Source organism: Acinetobacter sp. BEC1-S18-ESBL-01 (assembly GCF_014169935.1).
In the GTDB taxonomy this organism is placed as follows: domain Bacteria; phylum Pseudomonadota; class Gammaproteobacteria; order Pseudomonadales; family Moraxellaceae; genus Acinetobacter; species Acinetobacter pittii.
Genome location: NZ_AP022303.1, coordinates 57094 through 80934, shown reverse-complemented (window position 1 = coordinate 80934; position 23841 = coordinate 57094). Strand labels below are relative to the sequence as shown.

The 23841-nt window shown below is 36.6% G+C and carries 18 protein-coding genes and 9 pseudogenes; 10 read left to right on the top strand and 17 right to left on the bottom strand.

Features of this window, described 5'->3' with window-relative positions; translation table 11 throughout:
• The first annotated feature begins 75 nt into the window (after positions 1 to 75).
• On the top strand, positions 76 to 2031 hold the full coding sequence (locus H7R46_RS19105) for an AAA family ATPase (protein ID WP_000593543.1): 1956 nt from the start codon (positions 76 to 78) through the stop codon (positions 2029 to 2031).
• A 270-nt stretch (positions 2032 to 2301) separates the two neighbouring features.
• On the opposite strand, the gene H7R46_RS19100 is transcribed toward H7R46_RS19105, so the two are convergent.
• From H7R46_RS19100 to H7R46_RS19090, 3 genes and pseudogenes are all read right to left on the bottom strand, one after another.
• Entirely contained in the window at positions 2302 to 2622 is a 321-nt protein-coding gene (locus H7R46_RS19100) for a type II toxin-antitoxin system Phd/YefM family antitoxin (RefSeq protein ID WP_001081101.1), read from the bottom strand.
• 242 nt (positions 2623 to 2864) lie between these two features.
• Positions 2865 to 3329 (bottom strand): annotated as a pseudogene (locus H7R46_RS19095) (IS3 family transposase); the annotation flags it as partial.
• A gap of 268 nt (positions 3330 to 3597) precedes the next feature.
• Positions 3598 to 4281, bottom strand: coding sequence for a hypothetical protein (locus H7R46_RS19090; protein WP_000478902.1), 684 nt, complete (start codon positions 4279 to 4281; stop codon positions 3598 to 3600).
• 555 nt (positions 4282 to 4836) lie between these two features.
• Between H7R46_RS19090 and H7R46_RS19085 the strand changes: the two are divergent.
• The 3 pseudogenes from H7R46_RS19085 (at position 4837) to H7R46_RS19400 (ending at position 6215) form a co-directional block, all read left to right on the top strand.
• Positions 4837 to 5182, top strand: a pseudogene (locus tag H7R46_RS19085) (type II toxin-antitoxin system RelE/ParE family toxin).
• Positions 5183 to 5186: 4 nt separating this feature from the next.
• Positions 5187 to 5436 (top strand): annotated as a pseudogene (locus H7R46_RS19080) (helix-turn-helix domain-containing protein).
• 549 nt (positions 5437 to 5985) lie between these two features.
• Positions 5986 to 6215: pseudogene (locus H7R46_RS19400) on the top strand (hypothetical protein).
• A gap of 251 nt (positions 6216 to 6466) precedes the next feature.
• Here H7R46_RS19400 and H7R46_RS19395 read toward each other — a convergent pair.
• The 5 genes and pseudogenes from H7R46_RS19395 to H7R46_RS19060 all read right to left on the bottom strand — a co-directional run.
• Positions 6467 to 6556: pseudogene (locus H7R46_RS19395) on the bottom strand (DNA-binding protein); the annotation flags it as partial.
• A gap of 3 nt (positions 6557 to 6559) precedes the next feature.
• Positions 6560 to 6730: pseudogene (locus H7R46_RS19075) on the bottom strand (IS3 family transposase); the annotation flags it as partial.
• 185 nt (positions 6731 to 6915) lie between these two features.
• The gene (locus H7R46_RS19070) at positions 6916 to 7200 is read right to left on the bottom strand and encodes a putative quinol monooxygenase (RefSeq protein WP_000155817.1); all 285 of its coding nucleotides are present in this window, start codon (positions 7198 to 7200) and stop codon (positions 6916 to 6918) included.
• A 20-nt stretch (positions 7201 to 7220) separates the two neighbouring features.
• The gene (locus H7R46_RS19065) at positions 7221 to 8219 is read right to left on the bottom strand and encodes a zinc-binding alcohol dehydrogenase family protein (protein ID WP_002120211.1); all 999 of its coding nucleotides are present in this window, start codon (positions 8217 to 8219) and stop codon (positions 7221 to 7223) included.
• Positions 8220 to 8292: 73 nt separating this feature from the next.
• Entirely contained in the window at positions 8293 to 9033 is a 741-nt protein-coding gene (locus tag H7R46_RS19060) for an SDR family oxidoreductase (protein ID WP_001059480.1), read from the bottom strand.
• Between the two features lie 135 nt (positions 9034 to 9168).
• Here H7R46_RS19060 and H7R46_RS19055 point away from each other — a divergent pair, with 135 nt between their 5' ends.
• Positions 9169 to 10068 (top strand): LysR family transcriptional regulator, encoded by a 900-nt coding sequence (locus tag H7R46_RS19055; protein ID WP_001180108.1) that lies wholly within the window; start codon positions 9169 to 9171, stop codon positions 10066 to 10068.
• A gap of 50 nt (positions 10069 to 10118) precedes the next feature.
• Here H7R46_RS19055 and H7R46_RS19050 read toward each other — a convergent pair whose 3' ends face one another.
• From H7R46_RS19050 to H7R46_RS19015, 8 genes and pseudogenes are all read right to left on the bottom strand, one after another.
• The gene (locus H7R46_RS19050) at positions 10119 to 11135 is read right to left on the bottom strand and encodes a zinc-dependent alcohol dehydrogenase family protein (RefSeq protein WP_000009381.1); all 1017 of its coding nucleotides are present in this window, start codon (positions 11133 to 11135) and stop codon (positions 10119 to 10121) included.
• The gene (locus H7R46_RS19045; protein ID WP_001038516.1) at positions 11125 to 12120 is read right to left on the bottom strand and encodes a zinc-dependent alcohol dehydrogenase family protein; all 996 of its coding nucleotides are present in this window, start codon (positions 12118 to 12120) and stop codon (positions 11125 to 11127) included. Before H7R46_RS19045 ends, H7R46_RS19050 begins: the two co-directional genes overlap by 11 nt.
• 485 nt (positions 12121 to 12605) lie before the next feature.
• Positions 12606 to 13296: pseudogene (locus H7R46_RS19040) on the bottom strand (IS5 family transposase).
• A 195-nt stretch (positions 13297 to 13491) separates the two neighbouring features.
• A complete protein-coding gene (gene yddG / locus H7R46_RS19035; protein WP_000925802.1) occupies positions 13492 to 14406 on the bottom strand; it encodes an aromatic amino acid DMT transporter YddG in 915 nt (304 codons plus the stop codon).
• A gap of 12 nt (positions 14407 to 14418) precedes the next feature.
• Complete coding sequence (locus tag H7R46_RS19030) at positions 14419 to 15711, bottom strand: MFS transporter (protein WP_000794339.1); 1293 nt, start codon at positions 15709 to 15711, stop codon at positions 14419 to 14421.
• Between the two features lie 56 nt (positions 15712 to 15767).
• A complete protein-coding gene (locus H7R46_RS19025; RefSeq protein WP_001094923.1) occupies positions 15768 to 17006 on the bottom strand; it encodes a M24 family metallopeptidase in 1239 nt (412 codons plus the stop codon).
• Positions 17007 to 17121: 115 nt separating this feature from the next.
• Positions 17122 to 18081 (bottom strand): GlxA family transcriptional regulator, encoded by a 960-nt coding sequence (locus H7R46_RS19020; RefSeq protein ID WP_000941154.1) that lies wholly within the window; start codon positions 18079 to 18081, stop codon positions 17122 to 17124.
• A gap of 166 nt (positions 18082 to 18247) precedes the next feature.
• Positions 18248 to 18826: pseudogene (locus H7R46_RS19015) on the bottom strand (DDE-type integrase/transposase/recombinase); the annotation flags it as partial.
• A gap of 89 nt (positions 18827 to 18915) precedes the next feature.
• On the opposite strand from H7R46_RS19015, the gene H7R46_RS19010 reads away from it, so the two are divergent.
• The 4 genes from H7R46_RS19010 (at position 18916) to H7R46_RS18995 (ending at position 22021) form a co-directional block, all read left to right on the top strand.
• Positions 18916 to 19191, top strand: a complete 276-nt coding sequence (locus H7R46_RS19010; RefSeq protein WP_001133624.1) for a metal/formaldehyde-sensitive transcriptional repressor — start codon at positions 18916 to 18918, stop codon at positions 19189 to 19191.
• A 21-nt stretch (positions 19192 to 19212) separates the two neighbouring features.
• The gene (locus H7R46_RS19005) at positions 19213 to 20325 is read left to right on the top strand and encodes an S-(hydroxymethyl)glutathione dehydrogenase/class III alcohol dehydrogenase (RefSeq protein WP_000842149.1); all 1113 of its coding nucleotides are present in this window, start codon (positions 19213 to 19215) and stop codon (positions 20323 to 20325) included.
• A gap of 228 nt (positions 20326 to 20553) precedes the next feature.
• On the top strand, positions 20554 to 21384 hold the full coding sequence (gene fghA, locus H7R46_RS19000) for an S-formylglutathione hydrolase (protein ID WP_000402510.1): 831 nt from the start codon (positions 20554 to 20556) through the stop codon (positions 21382 to 21384).
• 334 nt (positions 21385 to 21718) lie between these two features.
• Entirely contained in the window at positions 21719 to 22021 is a 303-nt protein-coding gene (locus tag H7R46_RS18995) for a putative quinol monooxygenase (RefSeq protein WP_000920558.1), read from the top strand.
• Positions 22022 to 22106: 85 nt separating this feature from the next.
• Here H7R46_RS18995 and H7R46_RS19530 read toward each other — a convergent pair.
• Positions 22107 to 22436, bottom strand: a pseudogene (locus tag H7R46_RS19530) (IS3 family transposase); the annotation flags it as partial.
• Positions 22437 to 22620: 184 nt separating this feature from the next.
• Between H7R46_RS19530 and H7R46_RS18985 the strand changes: the two are divergent.
• Positions 22621 to 23778 carry an iron-containing alcohol dehydrogenase gene (locus tag H7R46_RS18985; protein WP_000931663.1) on the top strand — a complete coding sequence of 386 codons (1158 nt, stop codon included), beginning with the start codon at positions 22621 to 22623 and terminating at the stop codon, positions 23776 to 23778.
• The last annotated feature ends 63 nt before the right edge of the window (positions 23779 to 23841 follow it).

The following is a 23841-nucleotide window of genomic DNA, read 5'->3' as shown; positions in this document are numbered from 1 at the left end:
CAATAGTAAGCTTAGAAACAATGAAATTGTTAATCTTTATCAATGTTATATATTTAATTTTAGGGAGAAATATTTATGATTAAACTTAAAAATATTGAGATATTAAAATATAAGTCATTTACAACTCCTCAATCAATAAACATTGAGGAAGATATAACTGTTTTAGTAGGAATGAATGAATCGGGAAAAACTTCTGTTTTAGAATGTTTAGCTAAAACTAATTATTTTGAAGATGATGAAAAGTTTAAATTTAACGAAACGTTAGACTATCCTCGAAAAGAACTAAAAAGTATCAGTAAGTCGGATAGCAAACCTAAAGCAATTATTTGCACTTATCATATTTCAGATGAACTAATTGGCTTAATCGAAAATAGGTTAGGTAAAGGAACTTGGCAAGGAAGTAATGAAATCACCCTAACAAGTTCTTATGGTGATTCATCTACATTAATAAGTGGTGTATCGATAAATTTTGAATTATTTTTAAAACACTTAAATTTATCTGATATTGGTGATGATGTAAAAACTGAGTTGAAGTTGGCTCTAACAGAAGAGAAATTTGATCAAATATTAAAGAAGTTCCCAGATGAAACCGAAAGGTTAGAGCCTTTAAGAAAATATTTCTTCAAAAGTTCTACATGGATGACTTTTATTGAAAGATATGCATATAGTGTTTTAATAAAAAGACATTTACCAAAATTTATTTACTATGATGAATATTATCAACTCCCATCAAGGATTATTCTAGAAAGTTTTTTAGATGATGATGTTGATCTATCGGATGATCTAAAAACAGCAAAGGCACTCTTAGATTTATCCGAAATTAATGTGAATGAACTTATTAATGCAGACGATTTCGAAGACTTTATTGCTGAATTAGAAGCAACTGAGGCTTTGATTTCTGACACACTATTTCAATATTGGTCTGCAAATCAGAACTTAAATATTGAATTTAAAATTGATAAAAAAACAGCTACTGTGAAAAGGCAAGTAAATACAAGTTATGGCAGTGCTACAACGGTCGATACAAATATTGTTGAACATGTCTTAGATATTCGAGTAAAAAACTCGAAAACGAGAGTTTCTTTACCTCTTCAGAATAGAAGTAAAGGATTTAATTGGTTTTTTTCATTCTTAGTTTGGTTTAACAAAATTCAGGCTGATTCAAATTCAAAATATATTCTACTCTTAGATGAGCCAGGCCTTAACTTGCATGCAACTGCTCAAGCAGATTTACTACGTTTTTTAGAAAGTTTGGTTGATAAGTATCAAGTTATTTATACAACTCACTCACCTTTCATGGTAGAAACAACGAAATTAAATCGGGTCAGAACGGTATTTAGTGACTCCGATAGCTCTATCGTTAGTGATAGTATTCAACAAAAAGACCCTAATACACTTTTCCCTTTACAAGCTGCTTTAGGGTATGATGTTGCACAGAATTTATTTATTTCTAAAAAAAATCTATTGGTAGAAGGTGTCTCAGACTTACTATACTTGACCACAATTTCAGAATATTTGAATGCGAATAAACGAACTGGCTTAAATGAAGATATTACAATTGTGCCTACAGGCGGTTTAGATAAAGTTGCTAGTTTTATTTCATTACTTCGAGGTTCAAAACTATCAATTTTCTGCCTATTAGATTCGTTTACTGACCAAAAGTCTCAGGCAAGATTTGATAGTCTAACTATTCAAAAAATTATATCTGATAAAAATATAAAATTTTTCCATGATTTTTTGGATAATAGAAAAAAAGCTGATATTGAAGATATATTTACTATTGATGAATATCTGCAACTTTTTAATATTTCTCTCTCATCTACCCATGCTGAAATTAAGGTGGAAGAATTAAGTACTGAAATTGAAGATATATTATCAAAAATTAATAAAGTTATTAAAAAGAATAGATTTAATCATTATTTACCTGCAAAAGAATTTGCTAGTAATAAGGATTTTGTTAATAGCCTTTCAGAAGCTACTTTATCAAGATTTGAAACTATCTTTAAAGAGGTCAATAAGAATCTTAAATAGTTTTTGGTTTAATAGACTTGCCTATTAGGGTGAGTCTATTACTTTACCCAGTACGTTATTTAATATAATTTTATAGACATCCAAGTGTTCTTTTTAATTTTCAATAAAATTAGTCAACTCTATGATGTCAGTGCTACTTAACTTACGAATATGTTTTCCACTTCTTAGTATTTTACGAAAATAAAAGCTCATTGTTCAACGAATATAAATATAAGATGACTTTTAAATCAGCTTGTCTCTAATCTCGAATCCGTTAATATCCTCAAAAAGCTATTTTTCTTGTCCATTTACTTCTTCAAATACACCTTTTGGGTTCAAAAGCATGTGTTTGATCGGTTGACCAGTGAGCTGATTAATATCCAAAAGATCATAAACCATTTGTTGTCCTAGCTGTTCACGCCGGACAGCTTCAATAATTTCCTGCATTTTTTGAAATTCTTCAAAACTCAGAACAACAGCTTCGGGCGCATTCTTCGTATAAACAAAAACAGGTTTATGACTATCTTTGACACATTGAACAATTTTGCTCCAAGATTTGCGAACATCAGTCGCAGAAACAATCGCACCGTTTATAAAAGTTAATCGATTCATATCTAAGACCTTATACGGGATAGCAAAAATTAAATCATTTCAGAATCTTGTTCCGAATGTAAGAAAACGACCGTTATTTATTATGGGACGATTTTATATTTCTAAAATTAGTAGATGATATTTGTATGTAACTATATAATCTAAAAAAATAAATTTTAAATCGTGCAAATTAAAAATAGGGAAATCTATGCTTACTGGAGTCTATGAACCGTACCGGGTTTGTCGGAGACTTTTTATTTAAGTTAGGCCACCTGACCTAACGGGTTAATCTTATCATAGTACATTGCTTCGAACTCAAAAGGCGATACATAACCCAGTGCACTGTGTACACGCTTTTTATTGAACCAATCTACCCAGTTTAGTGTCGCAAGTTGTACATCTGCTAAACCTTGCCAATCTGCTTTTAAATATTCAATCACCTCTGTTTTGTATAAGCCATTCACCGTTTCAGCCAGAGCATTATCGTATGAATCACCAGTTGTACCGACTGATGCTCGTAAATTTGCAGCTTCTAAACGATTGGTATAGCGAATAGAAAGATATTGAACACCTCTATCGGAATGATGAATCACATTCTTTGGCATGCCTCGATCATGCAATGCTTGCTCAAGTGCATCGAGCACCATATCTGTATTCATCCGTGTAGATACTTTCCATCCAACAATTGCTCGTGAGAACACATCAATAATAAAGGCGGTATAGAGAAATTTGATGTTTCTCAACCATCATGAAAGTATCATTGCTTATCCATCGTACTCTAGTTGGTAAGTCTACCGTACAGGGAAACTGATCTCCAATTAAACCAGCATTTTTTGAAAGAGATAGGCCAGCACAATTTCCGCCTTTCATATAAAGAGTTTTTCTTGTTAAAACAGTTTTGTAATCAGTTGCATTTCAACCCCTGTAAAAACTAATACACTCAATAAAATAAATCTTTTCATTTTTAACAAATCATCAATAACGCTATCTAAAAATTTAATCTAAATCATTAAACGTTGAGTATCTAACTAATTTATCTGCAAATATTTCTTTAGCTAAAACTCTCAATTGTGTATATAAATTTTCAATTCTATCTTCTTGATTTTTTATCTCAGAGAGATCTAAAAATAGATCTCTATTTTCTTCAGAGAGCCACATAAACTCATCTAATATGCTTTTAAAATTATCTATTTTTTTTTGCATATTAGTGTCTAAAGATTGAGATATAAAGAAAAGTTTGTATTTGATTTTTTCAGAAGATTCAACAAACTCACTAATACTTGTACTGGTGATCATATCGGAAATTTTTGCTCTAAATTCTTCTGATTTTCCTTTTTCGCTTTCATATTCTTTTAATTTATAGAATTGGCCAATAGTACATCCCAATGAATTTTTCAGAAAAAATAAGGATGATGCTAAATCATTTAGCATCGGGAATACTTCAGTTGAGTGTTGGCTAAGAATTTCGGCTTTCTTAATATCTCTCCAATCTTGAAATAGGATAACAGCAATGTAAGCAGTAAGTATTGTTGCTGCCGTGCCTGAGATATCTTTAATAAAACTAAGAATATCATCAATAAAAGGTAGAGATACTGCCGAGATTACGATGACTAAGATTGTTAGTATACAAACTGCTCGCCAAAACTTATTCTCAATACCTTCTTTATTTTTTAGAAACATATAGCACTCAAATTTTTAGTTTCTCTAAAATTAACATAATGGTGCTTATACGGAACGTGTTTTTAATATTACTTTAAGATTAGTATCTTATCGTTATTCATACCCTCTGGAACGTTCTCGTTCAACCGACTTGGAAACAAGTCGGTTTCTTTTTAAGCAAAACTGTAACTTTTAGCCAATAAAATCGATCAAAAAACATTCGTTTTTCATTTTTTCCTGATTTCTCAATGGTCACACTTCACAAATAATCCCCAATTTCTGCGGACAACTCTTGGGATAAAATAGGCCAACTTTGTAAGCTAAAGCTTACAGAGATTTAAGGATTTTGCTGATTGGTAATCCAAGGTACTAGCCCTATTATGAATACATAAGGGAACTGGATGTCTCCAGACAACAAGAATAAGAAAATAGCGCAAGGAATGGGCAGCACGAGATCAGTAAGACGAGCACCCGATATGAAAAAGCCCGACAGGATGTCGGGCTTTTTTATTGCCATTTGCAAAGTTATTCAATCAGCTTTAATATATAGACTATAATCTATATTATGGTTGTAATATGTGGACAGTCATTACAACGGATCTGTTTAATGAATGGCTTGAACAGCAAGATGAAATAACACAAGAGAAAGTCTTAGCTGCGTTGGTTGTTCTGCAACTGCAAGGACCAAGTTTAGGTCGTCCCTTAGTAGATACCGTCTACGATTCTAAATTTACCAATATGAAGGAACTACGTGTTCAGCATCGAGGTAAACCATTAAGAGCATTTTTTTGCATTCGATCCATTACGACAAGCAATTGTACTGTGTATTGGTGATAAGAGCGGTAAAAAGCGTTTTTATACAGAGATGCTAGCAATTGCAGATAAGCAATATGAACTTCATCTCTCAACATTAGGAGAATAATCTGATGGCTAAGACCCTACAAGAATTATTGGCTAATCGCTCTCCTGAGAGCCAAGCCCGTATTCAAAAAAATGGCTGATGAATTGCTATTAGAAAATCAGCTTTACCTTATTCGTGAAGAACTCGAAATCTCTCAAAAAGAACTGGCTGAAACTTTGGGAATAAAACAGCCATCGCTTTCAGCAATAGAAAATCGTGGCAATGATCTTAAGATTTCAACCATGAAAAAGTATGTTGAAGTGATACAAAAATAATAATATTTTTTTGTCTATTAAGTAACTGAAATTTAGTTTTCTTTACAAGTTAAGTTTTTTATTAAGTTATAATTAAAAGTAAATTTTTCCCAACTAGTATAAAGTTTAAGATTATAGGTTATTGAATTGTTTCTTATGCAAAAAAAAGTCAAGAATCTTTATTTAAGAAAAGGTGAACACTCATTTGTTCTGCAATCACAGTTCATTTTTAAAGCTAAGCAGCAAAAATGGACTAGTGAAGATATCCAAAAAATTATAGAAAAGACCTTATATCAAGATAAATATAGGGTATATGCAATTTTGAGAGAGTATTCTAGCCAGAATTACGGGTAAATTTGACTTGAAAAGAGAAGGACTAAAGTCTTTTAGAAGGACATATCTTGGATCCTGAATAAGATTTTTAGTATTAAAGGAGTAAAGTTTAGCCTCGATATAAGTTTAATCTATTATTTTACAATAATATTCCATATATCAATACCTAATTTAACTTTAGTTCCTATCGCCAACCCTGTATGGTGCCCGTTCAGAAACACTCTATCCGAGGCTAATATGCATAGTTTTTCTGTAAAAGATTTAGATCAATTAATTGAAACGAATCTCAAAGATGGGAATAAATACAGTAAATTATTGATTGAATATAAATTATTTTCTGATTTGATGTATGATTCTATATTTTTATACAGAAGTGTCTAATTCAGCTCTGAGCACTACGAAAAGAAAATATAAGCAACTAAAAAATTAAAATCACCACACATCAATATCAGCTTCATTTTGAATAAATCAATAAAACGAAAGTTCTCAGCTCTCTCTTCGTATATGGGAAAGTCACAATTTATGGCCTTTCTCATATCTATTTAACATAAAATTTCTTATACGAAATGCTATTTTTATTCCTTTAAAAATCAATTTTTTATATACTATTAAAAAGCTCATTTACCCTCGAATGGGCTTTTTTAATGATTTTTTATGTTCCACGCTTACTATTTGATCAATGTTCCACGGTTTTAATAAGCCAAGGTGAACAATCAGATCAGCCATACGGCTTAAAGAATCGGCTCCCAAAGCCTCTTTTTTCCGGTTAAGGCTCTACGTGTTCAGGAATAGGAATTCGCTTATTCTCGATTACCCAGTTTAGTGTCGCAAGTTGTACATCTTCTAAACCTTGCCAATCTGCTTTTAAATATTCAATCACCTCTGTTTTGTATAAGCCATTCACCGTTTCAGCCAAAGCAATATCATATGAATCACCAGTCGTACCGACTGATGCTCGTAAATTTCCTGCCTCTAAACGATGACATTGTTGTCAAAATGCAGGGTATTGGTGGCTCCCCTTAGGGGCATAATTTGTTGAAGCCTAGGTTACTACTAAAAAATTAAAAAAATATTAAAAAACAGGAGCTTATAGCTACAATTTTTATGTTAGCTTTCTAAGTCTCTATGTTAATTTGAAGAATACTTCATCATAATGTCCGAATACAGCTATATTTTTTTGATTTCTATAATATCACTTGATTCAATTAGCGATTGGATATTACCAAATAAACTTTGAATATAATCAGAGGCTATATGGATATCTAAATCCTCCCTGCTACGCCATTCTTCTAAGAAGAAATATCTACTCGAGTCATTTTCGCTAATATAAAGCTCATATTTCAAGCATCCTTCTTCTTGAAGCGTAAGCTCTATTACACTTTTTAAAAGCGCTTCTAACGTCTCTTTTTGATCTGATTTTGCCTTAAAGTTCGCAATTATTGAAATAGTCATTATTTCACCTTGAATTTGTTTTAGAAGTTTTCTAGTACAATTTTGCCTTTTGACTTGCCTGATTCAAGCAACTTATGCGCCTTCTCCAAGTTTGCAGCGTTAATTTTTCCTAGATTTTGGTTGAGGGTACTTCTAATTTTTTGCTGGTCAACTAATTGGGCAACCTGTTGCAATAGATTACCTTGCTTTTCAATATCATCGGTTTCATACATTGAACGGGTGAACATCAACTCCCAATGGATAGAAATAGATTTAGTCTTAAACGGCATAATATCAAATGCTTGTGGATCATCGATCAATCCAAGCTTGGCTTGTGGTGCAATCAGAGAAACTATTTGCTTGATATACGTTTCTGTATGATTTGTAGAGAATACATATTTTGGTTTTTCAATGCCTAGTGTCTCGATTTGTACATTTAAATCTTTGCTATGATCAATGACATGGTCGGCACCAAGTGATTCCACCCAAGATTTCGTTTCTTCACGTGAAGCTGTTGCTATAACGCTCAGATTTGTTTTTGCTTTTAGGAGTTGGATAGCAATTGAACCTACACCGCCTGCACCACCAATAATTAAAATACTGCCAACTTCTGTTTCTGAAATTTGAAACCGATCAAACAGCATTTCCCATGCCGTTATTGCAGTTAATGGCAATGCTGCTGCTTCTGCATTAGATACTGTAATTGGTTTAAGACTGATAATTCGTTCATCGACTGCTTGAAACTCAGCATTACTACCATCTCGGGTTAAATTGCCAGCATACCAAACAGAATCTCCTACTTTAAACGAGGTAACTTTTGAGCCAACTTCGATAATTTCCCCAACGGCATCCCAACCTAAAATACGATTATTTGCTTCAGACGAATTTTTTCTCACTTTAGTATCAACTGGATTCACAGAGATTGCCTGAACTTTTACCAGTACATCACGTTCCTTAAGCGTAGGCTTCGCTTTTTCAATATCTACCAATGAATTTTTAAAATCATCATGGTTATTTATAACATACGATACGGCTTTCATAGATTTGTCCTCAACTTTAAAAAAATATAGTAAAAATGGGAGCGAAGTACTCCCATTTTATGTTATTCAATAATTAAAACTCTTGGCTCGTTGGGCGCAAAACAATTTCATTAATATCTACATCCGCAGGCTGTTCAATTGCATAAGCAATTGCTCGAGCGACTGAGTCAGCTGGTATGGCTTGTTTGTAGAAATCAGTAACAAACTCTGAACTTTCTTTATGAGAAGAACCAAATTTTAGTTCTGACTCAATTGCACCAGGCTCAATAGTAGTCGTTCTAATTGTTCCCCCAACTTCATGACGAAGGCCTTCAGAGATGGCTCTTACAGCAAACTTAGTACCGCTATAAACAGTACCTCCTGGACTAAATACTTTTAACCCTGCAACAGATGCGAGATTAATAAAGTGTCCAAAGTTTTGTTTTTGGAAAACAGGCAGTGTAGCTGCTATACCATAAAGAACACCTTTAATATTAATGTCGATCATACGATCCCATTCATCAACTTTTAGCTCACTTAATGGTGCAATAGACATTAATCCAGCATTGTTTACCAATACATCGATTTGACCAAATGCGCTTAATGCCTTTTCAATAAGTGCTTGTACTTCATGTGGTTTGGTTATATCCATACCAATAAATTCAGCTTGACCACCTTCAGCACGAATGTCGTGAACAATAGCCTGTAATTTTTCAGTACGTCTAGCACCAAGTACAACCTTTGCACCTTTTTTAGCAAGTAAGCGAGCAGTAGCTTCACCTAAACCACTACTTGCACCAGTGATAACAATAACTTTATTTTCTATATTATTCATATAAGTAACCTTCAACCTATCTGTCAATCATATTTGATGGGTTAAGTATTACAGCCTTGTCAGGTATAATAAATGAATAATATTATCTTTCAGAATTCCTATTTACGGAATAATTACCATAACACAGGATTGGACATGCAGAACAAATTGGAAATGATGCGTATCTTTTGTGTCGCAGCAGAGTCTCGAAATTTTAAGGAGGCAGCAACTCAGCTAGGTATTTCCCCACAGGTAGTGACACGGGCAATAAAAGAGCTAGAAGAGCAGCGCGGAGAGATTCTGTTCTACAGGAGTACTCGACAAATTAAAATTACCGCTGATGGTGAGCGTCTGGCAAAGCAAGCACGTTTTGCGGTGGGATCAATCGATGCTTTGCTTGTAAAAGACACCAAGGAAAAACGAGATGAAATGCGTGGGACTGTCCGTCTTACTGTGTCGTCTGTGTTAGGGCGTAAATTGGTAATACCTGCACTAGCAGAATTTGCCACACGTTATCCAGATATTGTCGTTGATTGTGTGCTAACAGATTCACACTCGGATGTGATCGATGAGCGGATAGATATCGGGATCAGATTTGGATTTTTGCCGGACAATCGATATGTGGCAAAGGAATTGGCTAAAGTGAACTTTTATTCTGTGGGTACGCCAGAGTTAATTGATAAGGTTGGAATGCCCAAAAAAATTATTGATCTTGATAAATACCCTCTAACAGCACTAGTCGATCATAAAACAGGGCGTTACTGGCCATGGACATTCACCGAAAGTCGAAGCTTTACGCCATCAAAGCCCCGTTTTATTACAGATGATCTAGAAGCTGAATTTCAAGCTATTCTCGCTGGAGTCGGATTCGGACACATGCCTGGATTTCTAGTTTTGCCGTGGCTTAGGAGTGGTAAGCTCATTCAGATACTTCATGAGGAAAACTCTCCCGTTTGGCGCCTGTATTTATATCGTCCACAGCGGGGCCCGACACCTTTGCGAATCCGAGCATTGTTTGATTACTTAGCGGAAGTGCTGGGCCATATAGAAACTTGAATCAGATGTAACTAACCTTTTTTTTAGAAAGTAGAAATCAGATAAGACCATCATGTATTTAGAGTAACTACAATTTTTCCTATTTGCTGATTTGATTCAAGATAGCGCTGAGCGTCATGCATGTCCTCAAAGTTAAAGCAACAGTCGATCACTGGACGAAGATATCCTGCACCTATACTGCTAAGAATAAATCGTCTGGCTTGCTCCCTTAGAACAGGGTCATGGAGAACCTCAAGGAATAAAAAACCTCGCATGGTTAAGCTTTTGCGTAATGCAACTTTAAGGGGAAATGGTGTGATCTCCGGGCTAAGTGCACCATGCATAACCATAGTTCCTCCCACAGACATCGCTTTTGCAATCTGTTCAATATGTGGCCCTCCCACAGCATCGAAGGCGACATCAAGATGTTCTCCACCTAAACGTAAAACAAGCGCCTCATACAAATCTGGTTCATCTTCACGGGCTATAACATTTTTAACACCGAGATCCAGTAAACGTTGCTTTTTCTCTATCGTCTGTGTACTTGCAATGACCTTAGCATCCGCTGCTTCAGCTATCTGTATCGCAGCTAGTCCTACGCTACTTGAAGCTGCTGTGATCAAGATCGTTTTTCCTTTCGAAACTCCACCAGCATGGATTACACCACCCCAAGCCGTCAAATACTGCATCCAGATTGAAGAAGCTTCTTCCCAGCTTAAACTATCAGGTTTGTGAACTAAAAAAGTTTCTGGAATCAGAAGCTTGTCCGTATATGTCCCATATTTGGCTAGATTGTCAGTCGGAAGAATCGATACTGCATCTCCTGGAGAAAATTGGCGTACACCTTCACCTATCGCAAGAACTATGCCTGCTCCCTCATATCCCAGACGAGAAGGGAATACTGCCTTTTGAATATAAGTACCACGCCGAAACATTACATCAGCCCGGTTGAGTCCGATCGTTTTCATCTGTATTAGAACTTCTCCTGCGGCTGGTAAAGCAACAGGAAGTGTTTCTAATGTCAGAACATCTGTATCTCCAATACAATTGAAGCGCCAAGTCTTGGCCTGAAGTGCGTTAAATGACATCAATAACGACCTTAATATTGGCAGAGCGATCTTGAACAGCATCATGAGCCTCAATCGCTTGGTCTAGAGTAAAATGACGAGGATCAACAATAGGACACAGTTTACCTTCCTCAACGAGACGGGTAGCGATCTTAAGGACATCACCATGATGAGAACGGCGATTGCCTGTTAACATCGGCAATAGGACGAATACGCCAGACAGTGTGGCACATCGTAGAGATGAACTCGCTAAATTATGATTACCAAATGCAGCACAGCTGGTAATGTGGCCATAGTGAGTTGTCATGGAAAGTGAGGCTTCGAGTACTGGACCACCCACAGTGTCGTAAACAATGTTAAAGCCTTGACCCTCAGGGCTTGCAGCAATAATGTCATCGGAAGATGCTGTTGTGTAATCGAGAGGTGTTGCACCGAGTTCTGAAATCAGCGATTGATCAGCTGTACGACCAGTCGCCCAAACATTTGCATCAAGTGCTTTTGCAAGCTGAACAACCATATAACCAACGCCACCAGCACCACCCTGAACCAGTACAGTTTGCCCTGGTTGAACCTTAGCATTATCCACTAAACCTTCCCAAGCGGTGAGGAACGTCAATGGTAGTACTGCTGCCTCGCGCATAGAGATATTCCGTGGCTTTAATGCGATCAGATCAGCATCTGCTACAATATATTCTGCTAAAGATCCTTGAAGATTACGAACGCCACCAATCAGACCGTAAACTTCATCTCCGACGTTGAAGTGAGTGACACCTTCACCAATAGCAGTTACAACCCCAGCCATATCTGTTCCCAACACGGCAGGAAGCTCTGGCATAGCATATGGTGCTTCACCAAGACGAATTTTATAATCAATAGGGTTTACACCACTAGCATGAATACGTACTAGAACTTGCCCAGCCTCTGGTTGAGGTATAGGGAGTTCTACACGTGTAAATTCATGATCACCAAAATTTTCTAGGATAAGAGCACTCATCATCTTATTCATAGTTGTTCCTTATTCATAACTGGGGGTTGATATGCACAGTACCAAAGTAAAATAATCCAATAAATGATATTTATAGGATTTAATAATTCCTAAATAATGAATAATAAATATCATCCGCTCACTAAAAATAATCTAGTACAGTCTGTAAAGGCATTTTTAATCTAAACTATCGGTAGTATTTTTAAGGTGTGATACGTTCAAAATATCTACAAAGTGGCTAAAAGTTGGAAACATAATTCTAAAAGGTCACAGCATTACAAAGAACATGAGCCAAAATAAAAAAATGGGAGCTAAAGCTCCCATTTTTTTGTGACTTTTGTATAAGCTCTACTATGTTTATTTAAAAAAATTAAAAATAGAGACAGAAAATTTTCGCTAAAGACCTTTTTGATTTTTCGATTTATAAAAAGTATTGCTTTTTATACTATGGGGCACTATAGTATAAAAACTAAAAAATAAGGAGGTCTGATGTCTAGGGCATGTCCTCATTTGGCTTTGCACCAAATTAACATGCAAGCAATGTAAATCATAGACTGATAATTTCGTGCAAGCTTATCAAATCGGGTCGCTATCGCTCGGAAATGTTTTAATCTCGCAAAGGCATTTTCAACTAGATGACTTAAACGATATTAATACCGATCAAATTCTTTATTTTCTCTCTTACTATTTGATTTCATTGGGATGATCGGCACAATATTTTGCTTTCTTGGCAACGTCCTAATTTTTTCCGAATCATAACCTTTATCTGCAATCAGATAATCTGCCTCACCAATCAACTACTCCGCAACTTGGCTGTCATGGAGTTCACCTCTAGTGATTTTAAAATCAATCGGCAATCCATTCGCGTCGGTTGCAAGATGAATTTTTGTGGTTCTTTCACCTCTAGACCGTCCAATTGCTCGCTTGAAACCGTGCCGAGCTCCACTTGCATGCTGATGCGCGCATATGTAGCTTCCCTCAATGAATACTCATTCTTGATCCAATACGCCTCGTAGTTTAAAAAAATTTACCCCACAAGCCCTTACTCGCCCAACGATTAAAGCGGTTATATGCTGTTTTCCAAGGACAAAATTCTTCAGGAATATCACGCCATGTTGCATCTGTACATAATTTCCATAAGATGGCTTCCATGATATTTCTACCGTTCTTTGAACAATAACAACCATGAAATTGCATCGTAGACTGGATTTGTTGTCAAATATCATCGGTGAGTAGAGTTCGTGCCATTGAGAAATATACAAATAAAAAGAGGTTAAATCATTCTTTTAAATCTTTAAAATCAATTTTTCAAATGAGGACACGCCCTAATAGATAAACAGTTTCAATATCTTGACTTCGCTTAAAGTCTAGTATGTTAATTTTAGTATAACTCTAAATAATTTGTTTCTTTCGAGTCGCTAACCAACACAAAACTGCTCCTGCTGTCACCATTGCAACACCTTGCCAAAAGATAAAAGATAAGGACGTACTTAGAATTAATGCCGCAAACAAAGCTGATAGCACGGGAATAAAATAAGAAGCTCCAGCCATTAACGTCATGTTCCCTGAAATAATTCCAATATTCCAAGCACCATATCCCAAACCTAAAGCACCAGCTGCCATAATCAGAGTGACTGTATTGTCATAAGTAAAATTAAGAGCTGACCCACTCATGAGAAGGTATTTGATCCATAGTACAACTCCAGTCAAGGCAAAAAATATAGTGACTAGATTTTTACCCTGAGATGTTTTTACTGTCACAGAACAATATGCAGCCCACAAAATAGCAGCAGCAAAAGCTAAACCATAACTAAGAGGATTAGCTTTTAAATTAGTAAATATCTGAAAAAAATCAAATCCAGTATCTCCTCCTAATACCCAACAAATTCCAACTAAAGCGAATATGCAGCCAGGAATAATTAAAATATTGGCCTTAACGTTGTTAAAAATAATTGCGAATAGTAGAGTAAATGTTGGCCATAGATAATTAATCATGCCGACTTCGATTGCTTGTCTACTGTTTTGCGCATAGCCAATAGAAAGGGCAAAACATAATTCATAAGCAACAAATAAAAGGCTTCCCCACCATAAATAGGATTTTGGGATGGTAGAAAACTTAGGCATACCAACCATGAAAACTAAAATCATGGATGCGACACTGTAAATTAGAGCAGCACCAGCTACAGCTCCAAAGCTCTCACTGACACTACGCATTAAGCCTACATTTGTACTCCAAAATATGACAGCTGTAAGACCAATTAAAGTCGATATATTTCTATTGAATGTAGGGAGAGCATTTAAAAGCATAACCTATTCCTTTTAAGCCTTAGCATTGATTAAATGATGTGATTTCCTCTCTAATAAAGCCATACTTGCAAAAATTGCAACTATAACTAATAAGATACTAGGTGCTAAGGTATTAGCTGTTTGTTGAATTAACCAAGTTGCAACGAAAGGAACTGTTCCACCTAACAGTGCATTAGCAGTATTAAAACTAAAGGCAAAACCGGTATAGCGCACTTGTATAGGGAATTGTTCTGTTAAATATGCAGGTAAGCTCCCATCGTTCATTGCTAATAATGTGCAGAACATGAGCTGAATGATCACCATTTCAATAAAACTGGCAGTTGAAAGTAAGTAGAACAAGGGTACAGTCAGTGCTATAAAGCTTAGACCTGCCCAAAGCAACATTTTCTTACGTCCAATTCGATCTGAATATTTGCCCATCACAAAAACTACAGCAATATAAAATAGCAATGAAATTGACCCTGATATAAAGGCTTGGGATTTATTTACACCTAACTCTGTAGCTAAATAATTTGGCATATAACTAAAAATAAGATAGAAGGCGGTGGCATTTAAAGATGCAACTGCAAATGCTTTAAAAAGTGCTGGTTGATACTGAGTAAATAAGGCTTTGATTGGAAAATTTTCTTTGTTGCTATTTTTTTGATGTTCTAAAAACTCTGGGGTTTCTTCTAACTTTACACGGATATAATACCCGATTAAACCTAATGGTGCTGCCAATAAAAATGGAATTCTCCAACCATATTCGTGTAAAAACGCCTCTGACATGAAAGCGAACATCGCCGCTGCCATTAAAGAGCCGAGTAGTAAACCCGTTGCAGTACTTGCAGGAACTAAACTGGTATAAAGTCCTCTTTTTCCCTTAGGGGCGTATTCTGCAAGAAAATTTGCTGCACCAGCATATTCACCTGAAGCGGAGAAGCCTTGGATCATCCGGAATATTAATAACATAATCGGTGCAAAAATACCGATACTTTGATAACTTGGTAACAGTGCAATACATACCGTAGCCAGTGTCATTAATATAATCGACCACGATAGTGCATTTTTTCGACCAAATTTATCCCCAACATGCCCCCAAAAAATACCGCCTAATGGACGAAAAATAAATGAAATTGCAAAGATCGCATATGTAGCCATTAATGCGGTTAAAGGGTCACTTTTCGGGAAAAAAACCACTGCAATAACTGTTGCCAAAAAACCATATGCAGCATAATCAAACCACTCCACAAAATTACCAATAAAGCTGGCGCTAGCAACACGTCTTAGAGTATTTTTTTGCTCTATTTGATGATTGTTTTTCATTCTATTTACTCCTAATTAAATAGGCACTCATTTTCAGAGTGCCTATTTAAAATCTTTTATTTGATAATGTTATGTTCTGGACCATATGGGAATTTGGTAATATTTTCATTTCCTGATTCTGTAACGACCAAGATATCATGTTCACGGTAACCACCAGCCCCAGCCATTCCTTGCGGAATCATAATCATAGGTTCCATTGAAATCACCATGCCTGGTTCTATCACCGTATCAATATCTTCACGTAATTCTAAACCGGCTTCACGACCGTAATAATGTGATAACACACCAAAGGAATGTCCATAACCAAATGTGCGGTACTGCAATAAACCTTCTTCATAGAAAATTTCATTTAACTCTTTAGCAATATCACTGCAACGTGCACCTGGGCGAATGAGTTTTAAGCCAGCTTCATGCACCTTGACATTCGCCTCCCAAATTCGTAATGAAGCATCATCACAGTGATCAAAGAACTGTGTACGCTCTAAAGCTGTATAATAGCCAGCAATCATAGAAAAGCAGTTTAAACTTAAAATATCACCTTTTCGGACTTGGCGGGTTGTAACAGGATTATGTGCACCATCCGTATTAATGCCTGATTGAAACCAAGTCCACGTATCCATGAGTTCAGAGTTTGGAAAACGTTTGGCAATTTCACGTACCATGGATTGAGTAGAGGCTAAAGCCACTTCATGCTCTGGCACACCTTCACGAATTGCTGCAGTCACTGCAAAACCACCAATATCACATACTGCAGCACCTTGGGTGATATGTGCAATTTCTTCAGCAGATTTAATCATGCGTAGCTTCATGCATGCGGCACTAATATCCACAAACTGCACATTCGGTAAAACTGCTTTTAACTTGTTTAAACGTTCTAAAGGTAAATGATCAAACTCAATTCCTACACGGCCTTTATTTGGAATTTCTTGTGTAACCGCTTTAAAATAGTTATCACGCTGCCAGTCAGTATAAACTACGTTATAGTCGCCAATCGTACGACGCCAAGGTTGCCCAGCATCAATATTTGCTGAAATTGTCACCACTTTTTCTGGGCTAACCACCAGACCGTAGAAGCGCCCAAATGAACAATAAATAAAGTCTGCATAATAGTTAATGTTATGGATTGAACTAAATAGAATATGATCAATTTCTAGCTCTTCCATTAGTTGGCGTAACTTGCTCTGTCTATTTTGATACTCAGATAATGAAAATGTTGCAGAAACTTTTTCACCATTTTCAATGGTTAATAATGATGGTAGTTGTGAAGCAACAAAATTATTTACTAAAGTATTCATATATTTTCCTAGATCAATGTAATGTAATCAATGAGCTAAGCTTATGCAGAATATGAATAGGGATTTTTGCTAAAAGCGTCAAAAAGTTGTCAAAAACCGACAAGACTAAAAAACACTAATGAGCAAAATCCAGAATGTTACGTTCAAATTTGGGGGAATAGTTAAAAAAAGCTTTATAGGCTTTAGTAAAACTAGATACATTACAAAAACCACATGCCAAAGCAATATTTGAAATGTTTAACGTAGACTGTTTAAGTAGATTCTGTGCATAGGTGAGTCTTAGTTTTAAATAATATTCTTTTGGAGCCAATTGTAGATTCATTTTAAACAAGCGCTCTAAAGTACGCGGTTGAATTTTTACATGCTGTGCAATTTCAGCAATAGTTAAAGGCTCATTAATATTATTTTCCATTAAGCGCAATACTTCTTGAATCTGAAAATCAAGTTTTTTCTTATGTTCAGCAATAGGTTGATGTTGAATTTCATTGCTCTCACGCACTTGATGAACAATAAATTGCTCACAGATTCTTTTAGCAATATTTGGATAGTGTATTTCAACAAGTGCCAAGCCTAAATCAATCGCTGCAAGCCCACCAGAACAGGTAAAACGGTTCGCATCAATGGTAAAAATATGTGGGGTAAACTGTACTAATGGAAACTCTTCTTGTGCCGCTAAGGTATTTTCCCAATGAAGGCTAGCACGAAAGCCATTTAGTAGATTGGCTTTCGCTAATACATAAGCGCCTGTACATAAACCACCTAAAGCAATTTTTTGTTGATCCAACCTATATAAAAAATTCTTTAAGCGTACTGTCATATTTTTATAAAGTTGAAAACCACCACAAATAAAAACTATATCCATGTTCAGTAAATGTGACCAAACACAGGTATGTTGTATTTGAAGACCATTGCTTGCGCAGCTATGATGACCATCTAAACCCGTTACATTCCATTGGTATAAATTGTCTTCTGTAACATAATTAGCCATACGCAAGACTTCAACCATGTTTGAGAAAGCAATCATTGAAAAGTTATCGAGTAATAAAAAACCAATACGCTTAGAGTTTTGTAACATAAATTTAATGTTCTTCACTTTTTTCAATATTTTTATAAAGCAATTTTGAGACCACAATTTTGATTTTTTCAGATTTAAAAGTCACTTTTGTCTTTATTTCCATGAGGCTTTGTTGCATAAAGCCTTTGATAGCAGAGTGAACCGTACTGGGTTTGTAGGAGACTTTTTATTTAAGTTGGGCCACCTGAACTAACGGGTTAATTTTATCATAATACTTTGTTTCAAAATCAAAAGGCGATACATAACCAATGCACTGTGTACACGCTTTTTATTGAACCAATCTACCCAATTTAATATCGCAAGTTGTACATCTGCTTTTCAATAGTCAATCACCTCAGTTTTGTATAAGCCATTCACCGTTTCAGCCAAAGCATTATCATAGGAATCACCAGTTGTACCGACTGATGCTCCTAAATTTGCTGCCTCTAACAGGAAAACGAATAGAAAGATATTGCACACCTCTATTTAAATCATGAATTACATTCTTTGGCATACATCGGTCACGTAATACTTGCTCCAGTGCATCAAGCACCATATCTCTATTCATCCGTGTTGATACTTTCCATCCAACAATTGCGCGTGAGAACACATCAATAATAAGGGCGGTATAGACCTAGCCTGAATTTGTTTGAATATAGCTGAAGTCTGCGACCTGACATACAAAAAGCACTGCTTCGCAAGGGTCAGGATGATCAGCACTAAAATTACGGTTCACCAAGCCAACTGCCCGTTTTTGGTCATCTCGTACAAAGCCTTTTCGATTTATAAAAAAATATTGTTCTTTTTTATACTATAGGGTACTATAGTATTAACACTAGCAAATAAGGAGGTCTGATGCCTAATCAGGTTGAAGACAAAAAAAAGATTCTTCTACGCGTCAGAAAGATCAAAGGTCAGACGCAAGCGATTGAAAAAGCGTTAGAAGACAATGTGGAATGTGGTGCAATTCTGCAACAAATATGCTCTGTGCGCGGTGCTATTAATGGTTTAATGAATGAAATGTTGGAGGTTCATTTAAAGGACACTTTAGTATCAGGTGAAACCACAGAACAACAACGAAAAGAAGAATTGGCTGAAATCGCCAAGATTTTAAAATCATATTTAAAATAGATCTGTATAAGGAATTATTCCATGAAGTCACGTGCTGCTGTTGCGTTTGGTCCTGGTCAACCTCTTCAAATTGTTGAAGTTGATGTTGCACCACCGAAGAAAGGTGAAGTATTAATCAAGATCTCCCATACCGGTGTGTGTCATACAGACGCATTTACTTTATCTGGCGATGATCCTGAAGGTGTTTTTCCCGCTATTCTCGGGCATGAAGGTGCTGGTGTTGTAGTTGAGGTTGGTGAAGGCGTGACTAGCGTCAAACCAGGTGATCATGTAATTCCACTTTACACTGCTGAATGTGGCGAGTGCGTATTCTGTAAATCTGGAAAATCGAACTTGTGTATTTCCGTTCGCGAAACTCAAGGTAGAGGCGTAATGCCAGATGGTACCACTCGTTTTTCCTACAACGGTCAACCGATTTACCACTATATGGGCTGCTCAACGTTCAGTGAATACACTGTAGTGGCAGAAGTATCATTGGCTAAAATCAATCCTGAAGCCAATCACGAACATGTCTGCTTACTGGGTTGTGGGGTAACAACGGGTATCGGTGCAGTACATAACACGGCTAAAGTACAAGAAGGTGATAGTGTTGCGGTCTTTGGTTTAGGTGGTATTGGTTTGGCAGTCGTACAAGCCGCACGTCAAGCTAAAGCAGGGCGTATTATTGTGGTTGACATGAATCCAGATAAATTTGCGCTGGCAAAAGAGTTTGGTGCAACGGACTTCTTGAACCCTAAAGATTACGATAAACCAATCCAGCAAGTAATTGTCGAAATGACTGGCTGGGGTGTAGATCATTCATTTGAATGTATTGGTAACGTGAATGTGATGCGTGCAGCCCTTGAAAGTGCACACCGTGGCTGGGGACAATCCGTAATTATTGGTGTAGCTGGCGCAGGTCAGGAAATCTCTACCCGTCCATTCCAACTGGTTACTGGTCGTAAATGGCTAGGTTCTGCCTTTGGTGGTGTAAAAGGTCGTACGCAACTTCCAGGAATGGTTGAAGATGCCATGAAAGGTAAAATTCAATTAGAACCATTTGTGACACATACGATGGGCTTGGATCAGATCAATGAAGCCTTTGATCTAATGCATGAAGGTAAGTCAATTCGTACTGTAATTCATTACGAATAATTGCGTCAGACCTTATACTTTTCCATGCATGTGCATCATGAATGACATGCATGGAATCCTCTAAAACGGCACATCATCTGTAAAACAGATCTATCTGTGTAGGCATCGTGTATAGGTTCAATAAACCTGCCTACATTTTAAATCTTTATCACTATTCTCTGTGGAGAATGTAAGACTCTTTGTTTACTTGATTTCTCATGAAGTCTTGCTCAACATAGGTAATTGATTATGGAAATAATTGAGAAGCATGCTTCTTTTGGTGGATCGCAAGAAGTGTATCGCCATCAGTCAATAGCATTAAACTGTTCAATGAAATTCTCAATATATCTGCCACCTCATGACAAAGATGAGCGGTTGCCAGTGTTATATTGGTTATCAGGATTGACTTGCAACGAACAGAACTTTATTACTAAAGCCGGAGCACAAAAGTATGCGGCTGAACATAAAGTCATTATTGTTGCACCAGATACCAGCCCACGTGGAGAGGATGTACCAGATCATGCAGATTATGATTTAGGCCAAGGCGCAGGATTCTATGTGAATGCAACACAAGCACCCTGGTCGCAGCATTTCAAAATGTATGATTATATTGTGGAAGAGCTCAGAAATCTGATTGACCTGAATTTTCCGACCAATCAAGTCCAAAGTATTATGGGTCATAGCATGGGTGGTCATGGTGCATTAGTAATTGGATTAAAAAATCCTGAGCTGTATAAAAGTATTTCTGCTTTTGCACCAATTGTTGCACCTAGCCAAGTACCTTGGGGGAAAAAGGCTTTTACACACTACCTAGGTGAAACCGAAACTTTATGGAAAAGCTATGATGCGATTGAATTAATCAAAAACGCTGAAGTTCATTTACCTATTTTAGTCGATCAAGGAACAGCTGATGATTTTCTTGAAGAACAGTTAAGGCCTAAGCTTCTTAGTGATATTTGTTTGGAACAAGAATATCCTCTTACACTTAACCTAAGAGAAGGGTATGACCATAGCTATTACTTCATTGCGAGCTTTATAGAGAAACATATAGAGTTTCACAGCAAATTCCTAGCTAAATAACTTTCATAGATATGAGGATGTACAATATTGTTCTTGAATGCTTCTTGAGCAATATAATTTCCAGATGAAGAGGTCAGCTTATAAAGCTAAGGTAGAGTCAATTGATCCTTATATAAATAAGATTGAATTTAATCATCTCATATCTTGATTTTTTGATTCAAATGTTAATGATATTAACTTGAATAAATTCATAGCATTATGTCGAAATAAAAACCTAAATTTTGGCTCAGCTATGGGAATTTTTTCTAACTTTTATACAACAAAACTTTCTGACATGCATACATTAGCAATGTCAGAATCAGTTTGAATTCTAATCAATTATGGAGTTTTAGTCATGCTTAAAACAGCTTTATATGTCCGTCTTGAAGCTAAACCGGGTAAAGAAGACGAAGTGGAAGCTTTTCTTAAAGCCGGTTTACCTATTGTAATGGAAGAACCTGCGACAGTTGCGTGGTTTGGCCTACGTCTTGGACCTACAACATTTGGTATTTTTGATGCATTTCCTGATGAGGCGGGTCGCCAAGCGCATTTATCTGGCAAGGTTGCAGCTGCGTTGATGGCTCAGGCCGAAGAGCTATTTTCAGAGCCACCGTCTATTGAAAAAGTAGATGTTTTGGCGAGTAAACTACCAGCTTAAACCGATGCTTAAATGTATGAGGGTGCTGTCTGAAATTTTGAATGTAAGGCAGCACTTCAACCCTATGATGTTTGTCAGAGGCTTTCTATTCAAGTTGGGCTACTTTATTTAATGGCTTAATCTCATCATTTACAAGGGTCAATATCCAAAACAGGGTAAATAAACAAATGCAACTATTTACACGCTTTATATTGAACCAATCTATCTAATTTACTGTCGCATTTGTACATCTGCTAAACCGTGCCAATCTGCTTTTAAAATATTTAATCATTGCTATTTTGTATGAGCCATTCACTGCTTTAGCCAATGCGTTCACGACCATGTCAGTAGTCATGCGTGTTGATACCTTCCATTCAACAATCGCTCGTGAAAATACATCAATAATAAAAGTGGTATAGAACAAGCCTGAATGTGTTTAACCATCACTAAGGTCGGCAAGCTGAAATAATTTTTATAAAAATAGACGACTGGTCTATTTTTGTGTATAGTTAGCACATAGTGCAGTCAAAAGCCGCAGTGTTGTCCAATTTTTTTAAAGTTTATTTGATGAATAACGGTGGTTTTTCAAATCAATTAGCTGATCATCCTAGGATAAAAATATGTTGAATTTTAACTTTTATAATCCGACTCGCATTATTTTTGGTGGCGATACAATAGCTAAAATCAATGACTATGTGCCTACAGAAGCAAAAGTATTAATGTTGTTTGGTGGTGAAAGTGCACGTAAGAATGGTACTTTAGCTGAGGTGCGTGAAGCATTAGGTGCAAGAGAAATTCATGAATTTGGCGGAATTGAGCCGAATCCGAGTTATGAAACCCTCATGAAAGCTGTAGAGCTGATTCGAGAACAAAAGATAGATTTCTTGATGGCTGTCGGTGGCGGATCGGTAATTGATGGTACTAAATTTATTGCAGCAGCAGTCAATTATACAGGGGATACATGGGAGATTTTAGAAACCCATGGTACTAAAATTACTCAAGCTTTGCCTTTTGCGAGTGTACTCACCCTTCCGGCAACTGGTTCAGAAATGAATAGCGGTGGGGTAGTAACCAGAAAATCGACCCAAGCCAAATTGTCATTTAACAGCCCCTATGTTTTTCCGCAATTTTCCGTACTGGATCCGAATAAAACTTTTAGCTTGCCGACGCGCCAATTAGCAAATGGCGTGGTCGATGCATTTGTTCATGTCATGGAACAGTACTTAACTTACCCTGTCAATGCACAAGTACAAGATCGTTTTGCCGAAGGTCTATTGCAAACTCTGATTGAGATTGGACCGAAAATCTTGGAAGATTCAGCAGATTATGACACGCGTGCGAATTTGATGTGGGCTGCTAGCATGGCACTGAATGGGCTAATTGGAGCTGGTGTACCACAAGATTGGTCAACTCATTTGATTGGGCATGAGCTCACGGCTTTACATGGTATTGATCATGCTCGTACCTTGGCCATTGTGTTGCCGGCCAATCTACAAGTGCGTCGTCAAGAGAAGCGAGAAAAATTACTACAGTATGCAGCTCGAGTCTGGCAGATTGTCGAAGGTGATGAAGAACAACGTATTGATACTGCTATTGCTCGTACTCGAGCCTTCTTTGAGCAACTTGGATTGCCGACTCGTCTTAGCGATTATGGACTGGGGGAGACAGATATTGAGATCATCATTACGCAACTTAAATCACACAATCTTACACAGCTAGGCGAACATAAAACTGTTTCATTAGAGATCAGTCGCCAAATTCTCGAGACGAGTATCTAAATAAGCGTATCTGTCATGGTCACGTTACACGACAAGTGATCATGCAACAATGCTCCTCAATCC